This is a genomic window from Duganella sp. CF402 (assembly GCF_900109645.1).
Lineage (GTDB): Bacteria > Pseudomonadota > Gammaproteobacteria > Burkholderiales > Burkholderiaceae_D > Rugamonas.
This window is the reverse complement of sequence record NZ_FOBG01000001.1, coordinates 3,298,878-3,318,994: the sequence shown is the minus strand read 5'-3', so window position 1 is coordinate 3,318,994 and position 20,117 is coordinate 3,298,878. Positions and strand designations below refer to the sequence as shown.

The following is a 20,117-nucleotide window of genomic DNA, read 5'->3' as shown; positions in this document are numbered from 1 at the left end:
GTTTAGAGTTTCCCCCGGATGCCGAATTTGATCGTGCGGCCATCATACTTGGCATAGTCCATGCGCGTCTTTTTACCGCTGCCGTATTTGCCGCTGGCGTCTTCGAAGTAATCATACGCCAGCGTGTTGCTCAGGTTGAGCGCATCGATACGCAGTTCCAGGTTCTCGCTGATCTTGTAGCTGACGTTCGCGTCCAGGTAGCCACGGCCTGCGCGCCAGCGGATCAAGTCATCACCGAGGTTGCGCGGGCTGTCGCCGTGCAGCGACTTGTCCTTGTAGTTGTAGGACATGCGCGCCGCCCACGGACCCTGCTCGAAGTAGATGGTGGTGCTGTAGGCGTACTTCGGCACCGAGTTCACGTTAATCACCTTGCCGGCATTGGTAATCCACGGCGTGCTGTTGAACGGATTGATGTGGGTGTAGCTGGCCAGAGCGCCAAAGCCGTTCCACGGCGCAGGCAGGAAGCTGAAGGCCTGCTGGTAAGCCAGCTCGTAGCCTTTCAGCGTTTGCTCGCCGGCGTTGGTGTAGGTCTTCAGCGTCATTGCCAGGTTAGGATCGACGTGGCCGTTCGCGTCCTGGAACAGTGGGCCCAGCGCCGTATCCGGCAGGCCCAGGGAACCGAAGGTCACCACGCGGGTGTTGGCGACGGTGGCGTCGGTCAGCTTCTTCTGGAACACGGCGGCGGACAGCATGCTGCCGGGCTGGAAGTACCATTCCAGGCTGGTGTCCAGGTTCTTCGATTGCTGCGGACGCAGGCTAGGATTGCCCGAGGTGGCGGTGGTGTCGAACTGATTCGGGATCACCGTCTGCGCCGCGATGATGGACAGCGAAGCGCGGGTGATGGTCTTGCCCCACGAGGCGCGCCACATCAGGTTATCCGTCACGTCGAAGGCGCTGCTGATCGCGGGCAGCACGTTGCTGTAGGAGCCTTGCTCGTGATTCGGCGAGTAGACCAGGCTCGTGCCCTTCTGCTTGAAGTTGTCGATCTTGGTCTCAGTCCTGGAGTAGCGCACACCGGCGTTGATGCGCAGTTCATGGCCGGCGATCTCGCCCTTGAAGTCCGATTGCGCGAAGGCGGTCTTCACATCTTCTTCCGCGCCGAAGCTTTGCGATGGCTGGAAGGTCGAGGCATTGCTGTACACCTCCGGATCGAACTGCGAGTAGAAGTAGTTGCTGTTCCAGGTCGCCCAGCTGTGCGGCCAGCCGGCGCCGAAGTCGAGATTATCGATCGGCAGTTGCGAAGTCATGGCGCTGCGCAGGCCTGCCGCGCCGATGGAGTTCAGCTTGGTGGTAGCCGGCGCGGTGCCATTGCGTTTGTCCACGCCCTTGATGGTGGCGACGTAGGTCAGGCCGGTCTTCAAGTGGCCGGTCCAGCCGCCGGGCAGGTCGTAATCGAGATCGGCGGCCACGCGCGCTTGCTTGCCCTTGTCGGTTTCTTTGGTCTTGCCGCTGCTGATGGTGAAGCCGCTCCAGCTGTTTGGATCGGTGTAGCTGGTCGGCGAAGAGATCGATGGGTAGACGTGATCGTCGCCATAGTCGATGGTCGAGGTGGCGCCGTAGATGTAGCCGGACAGCTGGCCGTTGGCGCTGGTGGCCGTGCTTTGATTCAGGCTGGCCTGGCCGCTCAGCGTCAGCTTGCTGCTGGCCTTCCAGCTGGCGTTCAGGGCGCCGTAGCCGAATTTGGTTTCGTCCTTGGAGTAGCCGGCGCCCGCGTTGTAGGTGGTGTTGCCGAAGGTGCCGGTCAGCAGGTTGGTGGCCGGATCGATCTTGACGTTGAGCGGGATGATGCCGTTGTTGCCGGATGCGCCGATGGGCGCATTGCGGTTGGTGGTGGCAGTGCTGCGCACCAGGATGCCGAACAGCTGTTCCGCGCGGGTGTTTTCCAGCTTGGAGTACATGGTATCCAGGCTGACATTGAGGGTCGAGGTCTTCCACTGCACCGACGACACCAGGCCATCGCGCGTGCGCTCGTTCTGCGAGCCATAGAAGCGGTAGATACGCGGCAGGAAGGCTTTCGCCACCTGGTCCTTGGTGTAGCTGCCCAGGTTGGCCAGCGGGCTGTCGAAGTCCAGCGCCAGCGCGAAGTTGCCCTTGACCGGGCTTTGGCTGCCGTTGAAGGAACTGTTGTAGCCACCGGTGGCCTCGAAGCCGGAGCGGGTGTTGATGCTGCCCGAGTGCGAGGCGCCGATCAGGAAGCCGAGGTTGTCCCAGGTGTTCGAGTACAGCACGAAGCCGTTCGGGTCATTGTGCTTGGAGGCGGTGTTGTAGGTATCGGTCAGGCCGTAGCGGATGGTGCGCTTCGGATTGTCGAATGGGCGTGGGGTTTGCAGGTCGACCACGCCGCCGAGGCCGCCCTCGGTCAGTTCGGCCAATGGCGATTTGTAGAAGTCGACGCGGCCGAACAGTTCGGACGCGAACACGTCGTAGTTGAAGCCGCGCGCGGCCGAGCCGATGGTGGCGGTGGAGGTGGTGTTGACCGGCGCGCCGTTCAGGGTGGTGACCGAGTATTCGGTCGGCAGGCCGCGGATCGAGATGCGCTGGCCTTCGCCGGACGATTCGTCGCGGTTCAGGATCACGCCGGGCACGCGCTGCAGCGATTCGGCCACGTTCGCCTCGGGGAATTTGCCGATGTCTTCGGCCACGATCGAGTCGCGTACGCCGATCGCCTGCTGCTTCAGGTTCAGCGCTTTCTGCAGGCTGGAACGGAAGCCGGTGACCACCACGGTGGTGCCGGGATCGTCGGCAGGGGCTGCGGTCGGACCTTGCTCCTTGGCGCCGTCCTGGGCCAGTGCCGCCGGCGCATACATGGCCGCCAGCGCGAGCGGAACCAGGGTCTCCAGTATTTTCTTTTTCATATATTCCTCAGTGGTTAGTTCTGGGAGGTGCAGGTTGTCTGATGACCTGTCAGATCCAAGACTAAACACTTCGAGCAACGCTCGCAATACATTAAGGAAAACGTTTTATCGACCTGTGGAGGTATTACGACGCCGGGTGCAAACTTAACTTATCTATGAGGAGAGCTTTTTGCTCACATGAATAGAGTGGAAACAATCAATAAGCTGATCATTTGCCCCCTCTGGTATGCCGACTTCGTATAGGCCAACGCAAATTTTCTATAGCGACTTGTGGAAAAAAACCTACGTGAGCAGGGGCCGGACGTTAATCACGCGGGTGGTGGTGACGGTTTCCAGTTCATAGGGAATCCGCACATTTTGTCCTTTGAAGTCCTTCTTGTTGCGAGTGACGATCAGGAGGCGGTGAGCTTGCGCGGTCGCCATGATAATGGCGTCGGGAAGCGCAATCTTGCGCTGGTTGCGAACACTTGCGCGCCGGAGTGAGCTTGCAAGCATCATGATCAGATCATCTGTGTGGATCACTTCAAAATCAAAGCGCTTTATGAGCTTCCTGATATTTAGTGCTTCAACGGGGCCGGCGCCTGCATAGAGTTCTGCAAATGTGATGGCGCTAATCGCAGGCGTGTCCCAGGAGGACAGTTCGGTATAAGCTTCCTGGTGTGAATGGAGCGCGTCGATCAGGATATTAGTATCAAACAGGACTATTCCCATTCCGCCCTCATCATGCGTTGGTACTCCAGGCCGTCCTTGGGGATGTCAGTACGTTCAGCCCACAAGCCGAAGATCTCTTTCAACGCCGCCATCCGGCGCGCACGTCTTTCTTCATACCCGGGACTTTTTTTCATTTCCTGGACGATCATGGCCAAGTCTTCTGGGGATATTTCGTCCTGGACTGGTTCTGGCCAGTCCCATTGCTCAGGTCGGTCGTTCATCATGCACCTCCTGTCGTTAGTTTAGCGCGGTATGGGAAGAGGGTATTGTCTCGCTGCTTGGCGGCGATCAGTTTGATCTGGCGCAGGTGTGGTACAAAACGGGACACCCAAGGCAAGGAGGAAGTTGAGCGAGGTGGTGCTCGAAGCGTATCACTCACTGGAGCAAACTGCACCGCAGAAGAAATTTGTCTATGGCGAGACTGGCCTGGCCAAGGGCGGGGCCATGCGGCCGCATAAAACGCACCAGGCTGGATTGTCAGTAGGCTTGGTCCGTGTGATTTTTGATCCTGTCCTGACGGAGAGGCTGCTCAGAACTGCGCGTGGCCCATACCGAGCATTACCACGTCGACTTCGCAGTGGCTTGCCGACCTTGGCGTAGCTAGGAAAAGGAAAAAGCCGTAAATCGTTTAGGGCGATTTACGGCTTTTGGAATTTTGGTGGTGATAGGTGGACTTGAACCACCGACCCCAGCATTATGAGTGCTGTGCTCTAACCAGCTGAGCTATATCACCTGCAACGCCCAGCATTATCGTGGCTGAGGCCTATGCTGTCAAGGAAGCGGCGCTACTTTTTTTGAAAAAGTGACTGCTATCGTGCTCCCGTCGTCAAAACGTTGGCATATTGGTATTCTGCGATGTGAACATTTTTTTAACGGGGGCGACATGGCAACCAATATCTTTGTGAACCTGCCGGTGCGTGACTTGCAGCAGTCGGTCAAGTTCTTCACGCATCTCGGCTACAGCTTCAACCAGAACTACACGGACGAGAGCGCCACCTGCATGATCGTGGCCGAGAATATTTATGTGATGCTGTTGACCGAGACCCGCTTCAAGGAGTTTACGCCGAAACCGGTGGTGGACGCGCGCACTTCGACCGAGGTGCTGGTGTGCCTGACGCTGGAGTCGCGCGCGGCTGTGCAGGCGATGGTCGCCAAGGCTATCGAGGCTGGCGGCAGCGCCTACAAGGAGCCGCAGGATCACGGCTTCATGTACGGCCACGGCTACCAGGACCTGGACGGTCACTTGTGGGAACTGGTGCACATGAGCGGCGAGCCGCCCAAGCAGTAATGGCTACCTAGCCCAGCCGTTCGGCGATCTGCGCCAGCATGGCGCCGGCCGGATTCGGCCCCAGGCAGTCGAGCACCACGCGCTCAGGCATGGAGCGCAGCCACGTCAACTGGCGTTTGGCCAGCTGGCGCGTGGCGATGATGCCGGTCTCGCGCATCGTCGCGTAGTCGATGGTGCCGTCGAGGTATTCCCATGCCTGGCGATAACCAACGCAGCGGATCGACGGCAGGCCGAGGTGCAGGTCGCCGCGCTTGCGCAGCGCTTCCACTTCGGTGATCAGGTTACCTTGTGGCGTTTCTTCCAGCATGATGTCGAAGCGGCGCGCGATGCGCTTGTGCAGCACGGCGCGGTCGGAGGGCTCCAGCGCGAACGACAGCAGATCAAACGGCAGTTCGGTTTTCTCGCGCAGCGCCAGCAGTTCGGACATGGGCTTGCCGCTCAGGGTATGGATTTCCAGCGCGCGCTGGATCCGTTGCGAGTCAGCCGGCGCAAGGCGCGCTGCCGTTTCAGGATCGACGGCGGCCAGGCGCGCGTGCATGGCGGGCCAGCCGAGGCGGGCCGCTTCCTCATCCAGCGCGGCGCGCACTGCGGGATCGGCGCCGGGCAGGTCGTCCAGTCCATCGGCCAGGCCTTTGAAGTACAGCATGGTGCCGCCGACCAGCAGCGGCAGCTTGCCGCGCGCGTTGATTTCTTCCACCAGCCGCAGCGTGTCCTTGCGAAATTGCGCCACCGAGTACGAGTCCAGCGGGTCGATGATATCGATCAGGTGGTGCGGCACGGCGGCCAGCTCTTCGCGCGTCGGCTTGGCGGTGCCGATGTCCATGCCGCGATACACGAGCGCGGAATCGACCGAGATGATTTCGGATGGGATGCGTTCCGCAATCGCCAACGCGGAGGCGGTTTTGCCCGATGCCGTCGGGCCCATGATGGCGACGGCCAGTGGTTTGGTACTCATGTTATTGACCGCGCAGGAAGAGCTTATCGAGGGCGTTGATTTCGACCTGCACCCAGGTCGGGCGGCCGTGGTTGCACTGGTCGGCGCGCTCGGTGATTTCCATCTGGCGCAGCAGGGCGTTCATTTCCTGCAGCGACAGGATGCGGTTGGCGCGCACGGCGGTGTGGCAGGCGAGGGTGCCGAGCAGTTCGTTCTGGCGCTCGATCAGTACGCGCGAGCCGCCGAATTCGCGCACGTCGCGCAGCACGTCGCGCGCCAGCGTCTGGGCGTCGGCGTTTTTCAGCAGCACTGGTACCGAGCGTACGGCCAGCGTTGTCGGCGACAGCACGGCGATGTCGAAGCCCAGCGCCTGCAAGGTTTCCTGATGCTCTTCGGCGGTGCCGACTTCCACTGCGTCTGCATAGAAGGTGATCGGGATCAGCAGCGGTTGCACCTGCATTTCTTCGCCGGCCACACGGCTGTTCAAGGCGTTCTTCAGTTGTTCGTACAAGATGCGCTCGTGCGCGGCGTGCATGTCGACCAGCACCAGGCCCTTGGCGTTCTGCGCCAGGATGTAGATGCCGTGCAGCTGTGCCAGTGCGAAGCCGAGCGGGAATTCTTCCTGCGCCATCGCGGCCGAGGAGACGGTGAAGCTGCTGGCCTGCGGCAGCGCCATGTCGGATTCGTTGCGCGCGAGCGGGACAGGGCTGTCGTCATTGCGGAACAGGGCGCCGTATTTTTCGGTGCTCTGGGCGACACCACCTTCTGCGGTGAAGCGCGGCGGCATGTAGCTGGTGCCGACGCTGCCGGTGTCCGCGCTGCGCGAGCCGAATGGCGACGGCGAGAAGGTTGGCGCGTAGTCGGGCGCCAGCAATGGGCCGAACGAGGTCTGCTCGCCGCGCCATACCGGCGTCGTATTCAGGCTATCGGCCGCCGGCAATGGCGATGGCACGCTGCCGTGCGAGGTGGCCGAGGTTTGCGCCAGCGCGCGCTGCACGGCGTGGAATACGCACTGGTGCACCGCGCGTCCATCACGGAAGCGCACTTCAATTTTCGACGGGTGCACGTTGACGTCGACCAGCGCCGGGTCCATGTCCAGCGACAGCACGTACGACGGGAAGCGGTCGCCATGCAGCACGTCCTGGTAAGCCGCTTTGACGGCGTGCACCAGCACCTTGTCGCGCACGAAGCGGCCATTCACGTAGAAGAATTGGCCGTCGGCGCGCGCCTTGGAGGCGGTCGGCAAGCCAATGTAGCCGTGCAGGCGCAGTGGGCCGATGGTCTCATCCACCGGCAGACGCGCCTCGGCAAAACCATCGCCCAGGATCTGCGCGCTGCGGCGCGCGATTTCGCTGGTGTTCCAGTGATCGACCGTGCGGCCGTTGTGGGTCAGCGAGAACGACACGTCCGGCCGCGCCAGCGCAATGCGGCGCACCACTTCAGCGCAGTGGCCGTATTCGGTCTGCTCGGACTTGAGGAATTTGCGGCGTGCCGGCGTGTTGTAGTACAGGTCTTTGACGTCGATGGTGGTGCCCAGCGCGCCCGAGGACGGCGTCGGCGTGGCCAGGTGCGAGCCTTCTATTTCCCACGCATGCGCCGCATCGGCGGTGCGCGAGGTGATGGTCACCTGCGCCACCGAGGCGATGGAAGCCAAAGCCTCGCCACGGAAGCCCAGCGTGCCGACGTTTTCCAGATCCTGCAAAGAAGCGATCTTGGAGGTGGCATGGCGCGCCAAAGCCAGCGGCATCTGCTCCGGCGGAATGCCGCGCCCATTGTCGGTGATGGCGATGCGTTTCACGCCGCCTTCCTCCAGCCGCACGGTGATCTGCGTGGCGCCCGCGTCCAGCGCGTTTTCCAGCAGTTCCTTGACCACTGCCGACGGCCGTTCCACCACCTCGCCGGCGGCGATCTGGGAAATCAGCTGGTCAGGCAGGGCCTGGATAGGGCGTGGGGCGTGGGCGGAGGTATCTGGCGCGTTCATCCCGGGATTATAACTTGGGCGCTTCCCGCACCGGGATTGTGGCGTTGCACAGCTCTACGTAGTTGGCCGCGTATTTATTCCACGGCCCGCCGCGATTGCGCTGCGCTTCGATCACTTTCTGGTAAATCGGCGCCTCGCTGCGCATCACTTCCAGATGGCTGCGTTCCGCTTCCGGCACCTCGGCCGCCAGCCGCACCGAGATGATCGGCGTGCGCGCTTCTTTCGGGCCGTAGAAGCCCATCGTCTCGCCACCGCGCGGCAGGGTCGCCAGCAGCGGCATGCCCGACACTACGCGGCCCACCACGGTGATATTGCGGTCGAGGTGGCGCGGCGCGTGGCCGTTCACCGCATACAGCTCGGCGCCGCTGCCGCTGTCGGTATCGTTGTCGCGGCCCACGCCGACCATGCCGTAGCAGTGTGCCAGCCAGGTGGTGCCGGCCTTGGGATCGCGTCCGACCGGGAAGCCGTTCGAGTGGCCGATCTGCGGCGCATAGCCGTCGAAATCCTTCTGGCGCACGAAGCGCTTGTCGTTCGAGATCGGCACCGAGAACTCGCCCGGCACCTTGGCCTTGGCGCTGCCCAGCGATTTCGGGCTGGTCTCGGCGTTCGGGTCGCCCCATTGGGCCACGTAGTTATCCTGCGAGCGGTTCACCGCCAGGCCGTCGAAATAGCGTTCCTTGACCAGCGTCTTGATATTGGCGATGGCCAGCGGCGCGAAGTCCGGCGCCAGTTCGATCACCACGCGGCCGGTTGGCAGCTCCATGTACAGGGTATTTTGCGGGTCCAGCGGCCGCCAGTCGGACGGCTTGGACTGTTTGACGATCTCGCTGGCGCTTTTGCGCACCGGCAGGTCGGCGGCGTGGGCAACCACGGCCAGCGCAGACAGGGATAAAACGCACAAGCTACGGATAATAGCCATTCAAACTCTCCCAGGTTAGTCGAGGCATTGTAAACTACCGACGACGTACGTCAGTGGTGTATGATTCCGGCGCACACTTTATAGGAAGAATATGGATTTTATGCAATTTTTTGACATGCTCCTGCATGTCGACAAAACTCTCGAAGTGCTGATCCAACAATACGGGACGCTGATTTACGTCGTTCTGTTCGCCATCATCTTTGCCGAGACCGGCCTGGTGGTGCTGTTCTTCTTCCCTGGAGATACGCTGCTGTTCATCGCCGGCGCCCTGTGCGCGGTCGGCGAGATGAACTTGCCGCTGCTGATGTTCCTGCTGACCACGGCGGCCATCACCGGTAACACCGTCAATTACTGGATCGGCGAGAAGGTCGGGCAGAAAGTGTTCACCCACGACTACCGCTGGATCAACAAGGACGCCCTCAAGAAAACCCACGATTTCTTTGAAAAACACGGCGGCAAGACCATCGTGCTGGCGCGTTTCGTGCCTGTGGTGCGTACTTTCGCGCCGTTCGTGGCCGGCGTGTCGGACATGACCTTTGCCCGCTTCCAGCTGTATAACTTCACCGGCGCCATCCTGTGGGTGCTGCTGCTGACCACCGCCGGCTACTTCTTCGGCAACATCCCTATCGTGCGCGACCACCTGACCGAGATCGTGCTGGTCGGCGTAGGCGTGGCCGTGGTGCCGATGGCGCTGGGGGGCGTGTACAAGTTGTCGCGCCGCCTGCAACGCCGCTGAAACCCGCATGAATCCACGCTGCGCGGCCGCCGCAGCGTGACGATTTGCAAAGAAATTTCATCCCGCGCGGCCATCCCCTCTCAAGTTTTTCCCAAAAGCATCCGTAAACCAGAATGTAATTGTTCATTCTGGATACCCATGCGCGCTTTCTTCCTTCCCCTGCTTGCCTCTTGCTGCGTCATTAGCGCAGCCAGCGGGGCGGCCAGCGATCCGCTGATTTCGCCGTCGATGAAGACCGGCGTGGGCGGTGCTGCGGGCGTGGGATCGTCGGCGGCGGCCGGCGCGTCGGCCTCCGGCCCGGCACGCAAGCTGAGCCAGCGCGAGCAGGAGGCGCAGGCCGAGGCCGACCTGTCGGCCAAGATCCAGGAACGGCTGGCCATCATGCGCGCCAACCAGGCCGCGCGCGTGGCGGCGGCGGCCAAGGCCAAGAAGGACGCCGCTGCTCATGCGGCCAAGGAAGCGGCCAAGCCCAAGGTGTACAGCAATGTGTGGTCGTATGAAGGCGAGAACGGCCCGGCCAACTGGGGCACCATCAATCCGGCGTGGGCCAAGTGCGGCACCGGCAACCGCCAGTCGCCGATCGATATCCGCGACGGCATGAAAGTAGAATTGGAGCAGATCGGCTTCGACTACCATCCGTCCTCGTTCAATGTAACGGACAACGGCAAGACGGTGCAGGTGATGGTCGGCAGCGGCAACTTCCTCAACGTCGGCAACCGCATGTATGAGCTGGTGCAGTTCCACTTCCACCGTCCGTCGGAAGAGCGCATCAACGGCAAGGGTTACGAGATGGTGGTGCACCTGGTGCACAAGGATGCGGAAGGCCATATCGCCATGCTGGCGCTGCTGCTGGAACGCGGCAAGCCGCAGCCGGTGATCCAGACCGTGTGGAATAACCTGCCGCTGGAAAAATACGATACCGCCGCGCCGTCGACCGTGCTCGATCCGCTCGAGCTGCTGCCGGCGCGTCGCGACTACTACACCTTCATGGGATCGATGACCACGCCGCCATGCCAAGAGGGTGTGCTGTGGATTGTGATGAAGGAGCCGGTGCAGGCTTCGCCGCAGCAAATGGCGCTGTTCAGCCGACTGTATCCGCTGAACGCGCGCCCGGTGCAGCCGGGTTCCGGCCGCATCATCAAAGAGTCGAATTAAACCGCGATCGTATGCTTGCCGGTCCAGCTGGCACCGGCCGCCAGCGGCTGCTGGTCGACGCGTGCCGGTTCGATGCACACGAAGCGCAGGTATTCTTCATCGGCCAGGTCAACCAATGCCTTGGCGTCGTCCTGGCCCGGATTCCACACCACCCATTCGCTGAACCCTTGCTGCTCCAGGCGTAGCGTGGCGTCGGCCGTGTTCAGCGTCAGCGACGGCGTGGATTGGTACAGGCGGTCGTGCTTCTCGGTGAAGTGCAGCGCAGGATATTCCTGCGTGCGCGTTTGCTGGTGATGGTCGGTGTACTGCTGGTGCTGCAGGCCGCTGATGCTGGTGGCGTCCAGATTGCCGACATCGTAGTAGGTGTGCAGCGCCACGCCGAACGGGAAATCCTGCGCGCCGCTGTTGTGCACCGTGTAGTCCATTTCCAGCGCATCGCCGTGCAGCGTGAAGCGCAGCGTCAGTTCAAACGCGTACGGCCATGCCTGCGCGTGTTCCGCCGACAGGTCGTTTTGATTCAGGCTGAACTCCATGTAGGAGCTGCCGCCGTCGCCGCCCTTGCCGGTCAGGCGCCAGGTGCTGACGCGCGCGAAGCCGTGGCGCAGGCCGGGGCCGCGCACATTAAATTGCGGGAAGATCACCGGCACGCCGCCGCGTATCGCCTTGCTGCCGTCCAGCGGCGTTTGCGAGCTGACGAACAAACGCTCCTTGCCGTCGGCGGTTTTCCATGACAGCAGGTGTGCGCCAAACAGGGAGGCGGTGATCTGTGCGCCGTCGGCGGCGGTCAGGCTTGCGGCGGGCAGGGCGCCGTATTCGGTCATCGTTACTACAGCCATATTGCTCTCGTTTTAAGTAAGCCGGTTCTTTGCCAGCGGTGGATTCTTTGCGAAATAACGGCGGATGCCGGTGACGATGGCATCGGCCAGCTTGTTCTGGTAAGCCTCATCGAGCAGCTTGGCTTCCTCTTCCGGGTTGGAGATGAAGGCCGTCTCGATCAGGATGGACGGAATGTCCGGCGCTTTCAGCACCGCGAAGCCGGCCTGTTCGACCGAGCCTTTGTGCAGGCGGTTGATGCCGCCGATTTCGCCCAGCACGGAGCGGCCCAGCTTCATGCTGTCGTTGATCTGCGCCGTGGTGGACAGGTCGAACAACACGCTAGCCAGTTGCTTGTCGTGGTTCTTGACGTTGACGCCGCCGATGGTGTCGGCGAGGTTTTCTTTATCGGCCAGCCAGCGCGCCGCCGACGAGGTGGCGCCTTTTTCCGACAGTACGAACACCGACGAACCGCGCGCGGTCGGCTGCACGAAAGCGTCGGCGTGAATCGAGACGAACAAATCGGCCTGCACCTTGCGCGCCTTTTCCACGCGGGTGCCAAGCGGCACGAAGTAGTCGCCATCGCGCGTGAGCATCACGCGGATGTTCGGGACGTCTTCCAGCTTGGCTTTCAATCGCTTGGCGATCGACAGCACGATGTCCTTCTCGCGGCTGCCGTTCTTGCCGGAGGCGCCGGGATCTTCGCCGCCGTGGCCCGGATCGAGCGCGATGGTGATCATGCGTACCAGCTTGCCGTTCTTGTCGAATTTCTCGGCGGTTTTGAGTTCGTTCTTCAGCTCTTCGCGCGGCTCGGCCTTGAGGTCGGGCTTGAGCTCCGCGAGCTGCTCCTTCGGCGTCGGCTTTGGCGCAACGGCAGCGGCAGCGGCGCCAGTTTCCGGCGCCGGATCGGTCCAGTCGCCTTTTTCGATCATGGCGGCGATCGGATCGATTGGCTTGTTCGGATACAGGTCGAAAATCAAGCGGTGCTTGTAGTTGCCGGCCGGCGCCAGCGTGAACACCTGCGGCGTGACTTCCTCTTTCAGGTCGAACACCAGCCGCACCACGTTGGGCCGGTTCTGGCCCACGCGCACCTGCTTGATGTACGGGTCGTTCGACTGGATCTTGGCGACCAGCGATTTCAGCGTCGGGTTCAGCTCCAGCCCTTCGATATCGACCACCATGCGCTCCGGGTCCTTGACGATGAAGTGCGTGGCTTTGAGGTCGGTATCGTTTTCCAGCGTGACGCGGGTGTAGTCCTCGGCCGGCCATACGCGCACGGCGAGAATTTGCGCGGCATAGGCGCGCAGGGGAGCAAGCACGGAAAGCAGCAGGGTGGCGCCGGCCTTCAGGACGGTGCGGCGGCTCACATGTTGGGCGCGAATTTGAGGCGTTGAAGGCATGAGTTACCCAGGGCGGTCGACGCCTGCAATTCTACATCACGACCGTGTCCGGCCACAGTCAGCACCACGTTAAGATCCGGCGGCGGCAGCACGCCGTCGGCCTTTTCCGGCCATTCGACGATGCAGATGTTATCGCCGTTGAAGTCTTCGCGGAAGCCGGCGTCGAGGAATTCCTCGGCGCTGGCCATGCGGTACAAGTCGAAGTGGATCACGCTGACGGCGCGGCCGTCGAGCTGGATGCTGTACGGTTCGGACAGGGTGTAGGTCGGGCTTTTCACCGTGCCGGTATGGCCGGCGGCGTGCAGCAGGGCGCGGGTGAGGGCGGTTTTGCCGGCGCCAAGGTCGCCGTGCAGGTGGATCGCCAGGCCGGGCGCGAGCGCGCGCGCGAGCGCCGCGCCCAGGGCGGCTGTGCCTTCTTCGTCGTGGAGATGGGCTGTGAAGTGCTGCATCGAATAAAATAACGGTTGGTTGGATCGCCAGCCATTGTACCTTCTAGCCCGCGCCCGATGTCCCTCAATCAAACCAATTTAGCCGAACTCGCCCTCAGCATCAAGCGCTGGGGCGTAGAACTCGGCTTTGCCGAAATCCGCATCACCGACGTCGACCTCAGTCACGCCGAAGCCGGCCTGCAGGCCTGGCTGGACGCCGGCATGCACGGCGAAATGGACTACATGGCCGCCCACGGCATGAAACGCGCCCGTCCCGCCGAGCTGGTGCCGGGTACCATCCGCGTGGTCAGCGCCCGCATGGACTACCTGCCGAGGGACACGGAAAACGACTGGAAGGACCGCGAGCAGGCACGCCTGACCGATCCCAATGCCGCCGTCATCTCGGTCTACGCGCGCGGCAGGGACTACCACAAGGTGCTGCGCGCCCGCCTGCAGCAGCTGGCCGACAAGGTGAAAGCGCAGATCGGCGACTTCGGCTACCGCGTGTTCACCGACTCGGCGCCGGTGATGGAGCTGCCGCTGGCCGAGAAGGCCGGCCTGGGCTGGCGCGGCAAGCACACCTTGCTGCTGTCGCGCACTGCCGGCTCCATGTTCTTCATGGGCGAGTTCCTGGTCGACCTGCCGCTGCCGATTGATGAGCCGACCGGCGCCCACTGCGGCCAGTGCTCGGCATGCATCACGGCTTGCCCGACGCAAGCCATTCTCGGTCCCGGCAAGCTGGACGCGCGGCGCTGCATCTCCTACCTGACCATCGAACTGAAAAACGCCATTCCGGTCGAGCTGCGGCCGTTGATCGGCAATCGTATCTACGGCTGCGACGATTGCCAGACCGCCTGTCCGTGGAACAAATTCGCGCAGCGCGCGGTGCTGCCGGACTTCGACGAACGGCATGGACTGGGCCACGCCTCGCTGGTGGAGCTGTTCGCGTGGAGCGAAGAGGAGTTCAATCGCAAGATGGAAGGCAGTCCGATACGCCGCATCGGCCATGAACGCTGGCTGCGCAACCTGGCGGTCGGCCTGGGCAACGCGGCGGCGGCCGGGGCCAAGGGCGATGCGGCTATCGTGACGGCACTGTTGGCGCGGCGCGACGATCCGTCGTCCCTGGTGCGCGAACATGTGGAGTGGGCGCTGGCCTGTCATTCCGTCTAGGACAACGGCGGTATAATATTTTGGACAACAAAGGGGAATGTTTTGTCCAAACCTGAAGCGCTCACTCCACAATACCGGGAGCTCTCACCCTCGCGCCTGTGGCGCAATGGCAGCCTTGGGCAGAAAGCCGGCCTGTTTGGCGGCTGGCTGGCACTGCTCGCCCTGTGCGTATGGCTGGGCATCGGCAGTGTGGTGTGGGGCTGGTCCGGCATCCCGTTTGAATTCGGCGGCGTCGCCGTCTACCTCACCGTTTATCCTCCGCTGCTGATTTGCCTGCTGCTCACGCTCACGCTGGGCTGGTGGTGGGGCGCCATTCCCGCCTATTGCGCCACCGTGTCGCTGGCGCTGTACGCCGGCATGCCGCTGTCATGGGCGCTGCTGTTCGGTCTTGCCAATCCGCTGGGCTTTGCGGTGATGGTGATCGGCTACCGCGCCACCGCCATGCGGCGCGACTTGCGCGGCCTGACCGACTTGCTGTTCTACGTGCAGCAGTCCTTCGTGGCCGCCGTATTCGGTTCCAGCGGTGCGCTGATCTGGAGCTACACCAATGGCTACGACCGCACCGCCGTGCTGCCGGTGTGGCAGGGCTGGTGGCTGGGCGCCTTCGTGCAGAGCGTGGTGCTGGTCGGACCGGTGATGGCGGCGCTGTGGCCGCGCATCCGGCGCTGGCAGGACGCCCATCCGCAGCTGCTGCGCGAGACGCGCATCCGCTCGCGCAAAACCCTGCTTGGCCTGCTCGCCTCCGTCACGCTGGGCGTGCTGACCTACGGTTATGCCACCACCGGCCTGGCCGATGCGCAGGTCAACCTCGATGCGCTGCGCCAGACCATGTGGATCTTCTACTGGGTGTTCGTGGTCATCGTGCTGTTCATCGCCTTCTTCGGCTACCAGCTGTTCCTGCATTGGCAGCAGACGCAGGATGCGCTGCTGGCCGAGGTGCAGAAGCTGGCCATCACCGACGGCCTGACCGGATTGCTGAACCGGCGCGAAGCCGACCGCCGGCTGGCGGCCGAGTGGCAGCGCACCCAGCGCTCGGGGCATAGCGCGTCGATGGTGATGCTCGATATCGACCACTTCAAGCAGATCAACGACAAATACGGCCATCCGGCCGGCGACGCTGCCTTGCGCCGGCTGGCCGGCGTGATTATGTCGGTGGCGCGCACGGTCGATTCTGCGGCGCGCTACGGCGGCGAGGAATTCCTGATCGTGCTGCCGAATACCAGCCTGCGCGGCGCGCATGCCTTTGCCGAACGCCTGCGCGAGGAAGTGGAAGCCTCGGTCGTCAAGCATGATGGCCACAGCTTCCAGATGCGCGTGAGCCTGGGCGTGGCCGCAGTGCGCGACGACGACGCCAGTTGCGAGCGCTGGCTGTCACGCACCGACCAGGCGCTGTACCGCGCCAAGCAGGGCGGCCGCAATCGCACCGAACTTGATGTTCCGGCGGTTGAGAACCTCGCCTGAGTGGGCTACACTCGTTGGGTTCTTTCCTTACAAAGGCCCATGAGATGCAAACTTCAATTAGATTCATGTCGCTGCTGGCTGGCGCATCGCTCACCCTCGCTGCGCAAGCCGTATCCTTTGACGATTGGGCCGACAAGGTCGCCAACGCCAAGGTGCGCAACGACCCGGAACAAGCCACGCAAAAGCAGTACTTCGACGCCAAAGAGCAGGATGGCCTGGACCGCAAGCTGACGCCGAATACCGTGGTGTTCCGCGCCGCCGAAGTGGCGGCGGCGAAGAAATCGCTGGCGGAACTGGCCAAGATCGACCAGTCGAAACTGACGCCGCAGCAGCGCGCCAGCGCCGCCACCATCGCGTGGAGTTTGCAGGGCACGGTCGACGCGTACCAGTACCGCGACTATAACTTCGTGTTCAACCAGTTCACCGGCCTGCATGTGCAGATCGTGAACTTCCTGTCGCAGCAGCACCCGATCCGCAATCGCCGCGATATCGAGAACTATCTGGTGCGCCTGAAAGCGGTGGCGGGCAAGATGGATACCGGCATCGTGCAGGCACGCGGCGCGGCCGGTCGCGGCATCCTGATGCCGACCTTTATCACGCAAGCGTCCATTGGCCAGCTCGATCGCTTCCTGGACGGCACGCCGGAGAGCAATGTGTTCGTGGCCTCGCTGGTGCAGCGCATGGCCAATGTGAAGGAAGTATCGGCGGAAGACCAGGCCAAATTCACGGCCGATGCCACGGCCATCGTCAAGCAGTCCATCATCCCGGTATTCCAGCGCACCCGCGCGCTGCTGCAGGAACAGCTGCCGCACACGAACAACGATGCGGGACTGTGGCGCCTGCCGAACGGCGACAAAGCGTATGCCGTGGTGCTGCGCCAGATGACCTCCACCGACTACACCCCGCAGCAGATCCACGAGATCGGCCAGCTGGAAGTGGCGCGCATCGAGAAGGAGATGAACGGCTTGCTGGTGTCGATTGGCTACGCCGACGGCAGCATCAAGGAGCGCATGGCCAAGCTGGAGAAAGACCAGCAGCCGAAGGAAGCGGATCCGCGTCCGCAACTGCTGGCGCGTTATGACGCCATCATGCGTGACGCCGAGGCGCGCGCCAAAACCCTGTTCGACAACGTGCCGAAAGCACCGGTGGAAGTGCGGCGCGAGCCGCTGTTCACCGAGAAGACGGCGGCGGCGCACTACACCGGGCCGGCCAAGGATGGCACGCGCCCTGGCATTTTCTGGGCGCCGATGCCGGGGCCTGAGTTCCGCATCGTCGGCATGCGCACGCTGGTGTACCACGAAGCGGTGCCGGGCCACCACTTCCAGGTGGCGCTGCAGCAGGAGAACACCGGCCTGCCGCGCTATCGCCGCGACCGCGTGTTCGGCGTCGGCTCGGCGTATGGCGAAGGCTGGGCGCTGTATGCGGAACAGCTGGCGTCGGAAAACGGCTGGTATGGCGATGACGTGGTGGGCAAGCTGGGGCAGCTGGATGCAGAACTGTTCCGCGCGCGCCGCCTGGTGGTGGACACCGGCCTGCACGCGATGAAATGGACGCGCCAGCAAGGCATCGACTACGGCATTCCGCCGGCGGAAGTGGATCGTTACGTGGTGATGCCGGGCCAGGCGTGCGCCTACAAAATCGGCATGATCCGCATCCTCGACCTGCGCGCCAAAGCGGAGAAAGCCCTGGGCGACAAATTCAACATCAAAGGCTTCCACAACACCGTGCTCGAAACCGGCAACGTGCCGCTGTCGGTGCTGGAAAAAGTCGTCGACGAGTGGATCGCCAAGCAGAAGGGCTAATCGCGGAGGTACGTATGAACAATCAGGATTGGGTGCCAGTCACGTATGAGAATTGCGGCGACCTGAAAGGGCCTTTCTATCATGGTACGAAATACGATCTTAAGGTAGGCGACCTGTTGGTGCCGGGATTCGCGTCCAATTTCGAGGCGGGGCGGATTTCAAACAACGTGTATTTCAGTGCCCTGTTGGAGCCGGCGGTGTGGGGGGCGGAATTAGCCACCGCGCTGGCCGGCATGGAGGAGCGCGGCCGCATCTACATCGTCGAAGCTACGGGCCCCTTCGAGGATGATCCCAACCTGACCAACAAACGGTTTGCCGGCAACCCCACGCAATCCTACCGTACCCGTCATCCCTTAAAGATCGTGGGTGAAGTGCAGGACTGGCAGGGGCATCCGCCTGAAGTGCTGCAACTGATGCTCGACAGCCTCAAAGAAAAAATGCGCAACGGCCTGGCTGCGATCGAGGACTAAATATGCTGTGTCCAGTTGATCATTCTGAATTGCTGATGGATAGCGTCGACGGTTATCAGGTTCACCGCTGCGTGCAATGCTCTGGCGTTGCGCTCAGCGGGAAGCTATTGCGGGACGTGCATGCTTATGCAGCGTTGAAAATGCACAAGCAGCAGGGTGGTGTCGCAGACGTTGGCCCTTGCCCTGCAGATTCCCAAGCGATGATGACACTGGACTACAAAGGTGTTGCCATGTGCGCTTGCCCTCAGTGCCTGAACCTTTGGCTAAGCCATGACCAATGGGTCCGCCTGCTGGACATGGTGGGGCCACCCAAGCAAACGGATTTGTCAGGCGTCGTGCCGGGATTGGCGGCTACGCAGGGCACATTCGGCTTAAGCAGCCCCGATGCTTTCAACACGCTTGATGGCATCGGAGACATCCTGGAATTGTCTGCCGAGATCATCGAAGCCATCGGCAAGCTGACCGATTAGGTCTCCGGAGCTATGGTTAGTCATATATCCCAAAAATTCACTGCGGATGAAATGCTACTGCGTTCTTGCCTTCGCATTGCATCCTGCATGCACTGTATGTGGGAAGAGACAGGAAGTTCTGACACGCGTTTGCTCATCGAACCGTTAATTTCTAACAAGCTCATCACGGTGGGGCAGTCTCGCAAAGGTGCGGTTCACAGAGAGCATGTTGTTCCTCGAGTTTTCATTTGCCATGAATGTCATCGATTATTTGCTGCGAATCGGTCAATCGATGACGTCGCAAAATTTATTGCAGCGCACCTCCGGGTTGTTGTGATCTCCCGTGAAGAGCAAGTTTATCTCGACCATACTTTGCGACTTAGAGAAACTATGCCTGCGGGTTGGATGGTCGGGAGTGATATCTACGCTCGGCTTCGGGCTGCGGACATAGAGTTTGATTTCTACGATCAGAAGGTTTAGTGAGCGGGCACCAGCCTAGGTGTCTCTCTTTTTCAGGACCGTGATCGTGCCGTCGGCTTCGAGGAAAATGCAGCGCGCTTCGCTGAGTTCTACGTCTGCTTCGCGCAGCGCTTGTTCGATATCGCTTTCTGCTATGCGGCTGCGTTTGGCGACGTCGTAGAAAATTTTCCCATCCCGGCCGATCAGCACACTTTCGCCGTCGATCAACTTCGCGAGTTTCGGACTGCGCGCGGACAAGGCGGCCATTGTGATGTTCAACGCGACCAGCGTGCCTGCGATCAGCAGTCCTCCGGTAATCGAATCATCTCCACCCGAGAGGGAATTGGACACGGACTCGCTCAGCAACATCACTACCAGTAGATCGAAGGGCGTGAATTGTCCCACCGTGCGTTTGCCGGAGACGCGCACCAGTACCAGCAAGGCGCAATACACGATTGCGCCGCGCAAGACGAATTCCCACCAAGGCAGGTCAATATCGAACATGGACGTGCTCCGATTTTAGCGGGAGGCGGCGTCCAGTTTCTTGGCCATTGCTTCATGATGGGCGACGATCGGTTCCAGTTTGCTGGCCAGGGCTTTGACGTCGGCATCTTTGGCGTTGGCGATGTCGTTTTTCAAGGCTGCGTGAACCTTGACGTGGTCTTGCACGCCCGCCTTGCTGACATAAGCTTTATCGAATGCTGATCCCGACAGCTGCTTCAGTTCGGCGGCGATTTGCTTGTGGGCGTCGTCTGGCTCAGTTGGCAGGGTGACGTTCTCGGCGGCGGCCAGTTTCTGGGTATCGGCCAATCCCTTGCTGTGATCGTCGATCATCATCTGGGCGAATTGTTTGATGTCGCTATTGCTGCTTTTCTCGACGGCCAGTTTGCCGGTGGCGATTTCGGCGATGTTGGCCTGGGCGATGGCGATTAGGCGATCAGAGTCGGCCTTGCTGATCGCGGTCTGGGCGGAAGCGAATGGCGCGGCAATGGCGCCGACGATCAATGCGGTGGCAACGTGTGCAGTCTTCATGTCGTTATCTCCAATTTGGCGTAAAGGTGTTTAACGGAAGTCTGCAGTGACTGT

General features: G+C 61.8%; 19 protein-coding genes and 1 tRNA gene. 8 read left to right on the top strand and 12 right to left on the bottom strand.

The annotated features are described in order from the left end of the window. Nucleotides 1–2: 2 nt before the first annotated feature. From BMZ70_RS14880 to BMZ70_RS14865, 4 genes are all read right to left on the bottom strand, one after another. Entirely contained in the window at nucleotides 3–2,855 is a 2,853-nt protein-coding gene (locus BMZ70_RS14880; RefSeq protein ID WP_092275667.1) for a TonB-dependent receptor, read from the bottom strand. A 282-nt stretch (nucleotides 2,856–3,137) separates the two neighbouring features. Further along, the gene (locus tag BMZ70_RS14875) at nucleotides 3,138–3,566 is read right to left on the bottom strand and encodes a PIN domain-containing protein (protein WP_092275664.1); all 429 of its coding nucleotides are present in this window, start codon (nucleotides 3,564–3,566) and stop codon (nucleotides 3,138–3,140) included. Continuing rightward, complete coding sequence (locus BMZ70_RS14870; RefSeq protein WP_092275661.1) at nucleotides 3,557–3,790, bottom strand: hypothetical protein; 234 nt, start codon at nucleotides 3,788–3,790, stop codon at nucleotides 3,557–3,559. The genes BMZ70_RS14875 and BMZ70_RS14870 overlap by 10 nt, the downstream gene beginning before the upstream one ends. Before the next feature lie 432 nt (nucleotides 3,791–4,222). After that, nucleotides 4,223–4,299 (bottom strand) — tRNA-Met (locus BMZ70_RS14865). Nucleotides 4,300–4,449: 150 nt separating this feature from the next. On the opposite strand from BMZ70_RS14865, the gene BMZ70_RS14860 reads away from it, so the two are divergent. After that, a complete protein-coding gene (locus BMZ70_RS14860; protein WP_092275658.1) occupies nucleotides 4,450–4,854 on the top strand; it encodes a VOC family protein in 405 nt (134 codons plus the stop codon). A gap of 7 nt (nucleotides 4,855–4,861) precedes the next feature. Here the strand turns inward: BMZ70_RS14860 and miaA are convergent, their stop codons facing one another. From miaA to BMZ70_RS14845, 3 genes are read right to left on the bottom strand one after another with little or no spacing between them, the layout of a single operon-like run. Continuing rightward, complete coding sequence (gene miaA, locus BMZ70_RS14855) at nucleotides 4,862–5,809, bottom strand: tRNA (adenosine(37)-N6)-dimethylallyltransferase MiaA (protein ID WP_092275655.1); 948 nt, start codon at nucleotides 5,807–5,809, stop codon at nucleotides 4,862–4,864. A 1-nt stretch (nucleotide 5,810) separates the two neighbouring features. Continuing rightward, nucleotides 5,811–7,769, bottom strand: coding sequence for a DNA mismatch repair endonuclease MutL (gene mutL, locus BMZ70_RS14850; RefSeq protein ID WP_092275652.1), 1,959 nt, complete (start codon nucleotides 7,767–7,769; stop codon nucleotides 5,811–5,813). Nucleotides 7,770–7,776: 7 nt separating this feature from the next. Then, on the bottom strand, nucleotides 7,777–8,688 hold the full coding sequence (locus tag BMZ70_RS14845) for a peptidylprolyl isomerase (RefSeq protein ID WP_092275649.1): 912 nt from the start codon (nucleotides 8,686–8,688) through the stop codon (nucleotides 7,777–7,779). 91 nt (nucleotides 8,689–8,779) lie between these two features. Here BMZ70_RS14845 and BMZ70_RS14840 point away from each other — a divergent pair, with 91 nt between their 5' ends. Both BMZ70_RS14840 and BMZ70_RS14835 read left to right on the top strand, forming a co-directional pair. Then, nucleotides 8,780–9,424 (top strand): VTT domain-containing protein, encoded by a 645-nt coding sequence (locus BMZ70_RS14840; RefSeq protein ID WP_092275646.1) that lies wholly within the window; start codon nucleotides 8,780–8,782, stop codon nucleotides 9,422–9,424. A gap of 138 nt (nucleotides 9,425–9,562) precedes the next feature. After that, nucleotides 9,563–10,579, top strand: a complete 1,017-nt coding sequence (locus BMZ70_RS14835; protein ID WP_092275643.1) for a carbonic anhydrase — start codon at nucleotides 9,563–9,565, stop codon at nucleotides 10,577–10,579. Here BMZ70_RS14835 and BMZ70_RS14830 read toward each other — a convergent pair. From BMZ70_RS14830 to tsaE, 3 genes are read right to left on the bottom strand one after another with little or no spacing between them, the layout of a single operon-like run. Then, nucleotides 10,576–11,415, bottom strand: coding sequence for a D-hexose-6-phosphate mutarotase (locus BMZ70_RS14830; RefSeq protein ID WP_092275640.1), 840 nt, complete (start codon nucleotides 11,413–11,415; stop codon nucleotides 10,576–10,578). The genes BMZ70_RS14835 and BMZ70_RS14830 overlap by 4 nt on opposite strands. 12 nt (nucleotides 11,416–11,427) lie before the next feature. Beyond that, nucleotides 11,428–12,792 (bottom strand): N-acetylmuramoyl-L-alanine amidase, encoded by a 1,365-nt coding sequence (locus BMZ70_RS14825; RefSeq protein WP_092275637.1) that lies wholly within the window; start codon nucleotides 12,790–12,792, stop codon nucleotides 11,428–11,430. Then, nucleotides 12,756–13,241, bottom strand: a complete 486-nt coding sequence (gene tsaE / locus BMZ70_RS14820) for a tRNA (adenosine(37)-N6)-threonylcarbamoyltransferase complex ATPase subunit type 1 TsaE (protein WP_092275634.1) — start codon at nucleotides 13,239–13,241, stop codon at nucleotides 12,756–12,758. Before tsaE ends, BMZ70_RS14825 begins: the two co-directional genes overlap by 37 nt. A 57-nt stretch (nucleotides 13,242–13,298) precedes the next feature. On the opposite strand from tsaE, the gene queG reads away from it, so the two are divergent. Genes queG through BMZ70_RS14795 form a run of 5 tightly spaced genes read left to right on the top strand, consistent with a single transcriptional unit; the run spans nucleotide 13,299 to nucleotide 18,593 of the window. Further along, complete coding sequence (gene queG, locus BMZ70_RS14815; protein ID WP_092275631.1) at nucleotides 13,299–14,390, top strand: tRNA epoxyqueuosine(34) reductase QueG; 1,092 nt, start codon at nucleotides 13,299–13,301, stop codon at nucleotides 14,388–14,390. 42 nt (nucleotides 14,391–14,432) lie between these two features. Further along, entirely contained in the window at nucleotides 14,433–15,851 is a 1,419-nt protein-coding gene (locus BMZ70_RS14810) for a GGDEF domain-containing protein (RefSeq protein ID WP_092275629.1), read from the top strand. 44 nt (nucleotides 15,852–15,895) lie between these two features. Next, the gene (locus BMZ70_RS14805; protein ID WP_092275626.1) at nucleotides 15,896–17,653 is read left to right on the top strand and encodes a DUF885 domain-containing protein; all 1,758 of its coding nucleotides are present in this window, start codon (nucleotides 15,896–15,898) and stop codon (nucleotides 17,651–17,653) included. A gap of 14 nt (nucleotides 17,654–17,667) precedes the next feature. Continuing rightward, nucleotides 17,668–18,123, top strand: a complete 456-nt coding sequence (gene arr, locus BMZ70_RS14800) for an NAD(+)--rifampin ADP-ribosyltransferase (protein ID WP_092275623.1) — start codon at nucleotides 17,668–17,670, stop codon at nucleotides 18,121–18,123. Between the two features lie 2 nt (nucleotides 18,124–18,125). Then, a complete protein-coding gene (locus tag BMZ70_RS14795; RefSeq protein ID WP_130300768.1) occupies nucleotides 18,126–18,593 on the top strand; it encodes a TFIIB-type zinc ribbon-containing protein in 468 nt (155 codons plus the stop codon). A 474-nt stretch (nucleotides 18,594–19,067) separates the two neighbouring features. Here BMZ70_RS14795 and BMZ70_RS14790 read toward each other — a convergent pair whose 3' ends face one another. Together BMZ70_RS14790 and BMZ70_RS14785 are read right to left on the bottom strand one after the other, a co-directional pair. Beyond that, the gene (locus tag BMZ70_RS14790; RefSeq protein ID WP_092275617.1) at nucleotides 19,068–19,535 is read right to left on the bottom strand and encodes a DUF421 domain-containing protein; all 468 of its coding nucleotides are present in this window, start codon (nucleotides 19,533–19,535) and stop codon (nucleotides 19,068–19,070) included. A gap of 15 nt (nucleotides 19,536–19,550) precedes the next feature. Beyond that, nucleotides 19,551–20,063: a DUF4142 domain-containing protein gene (locus BMZ70_RS14785; RefSeq protein WP_092275615.1), complete on the bottom strand. Its 513-nt coding sequence runs from the start codon at nucleotides 20,061–20,063 to the stop codon at nucleotides 19,551–19,553. Nucleotides 20,064–20,117: the final 54 nt, after the last annotated feature.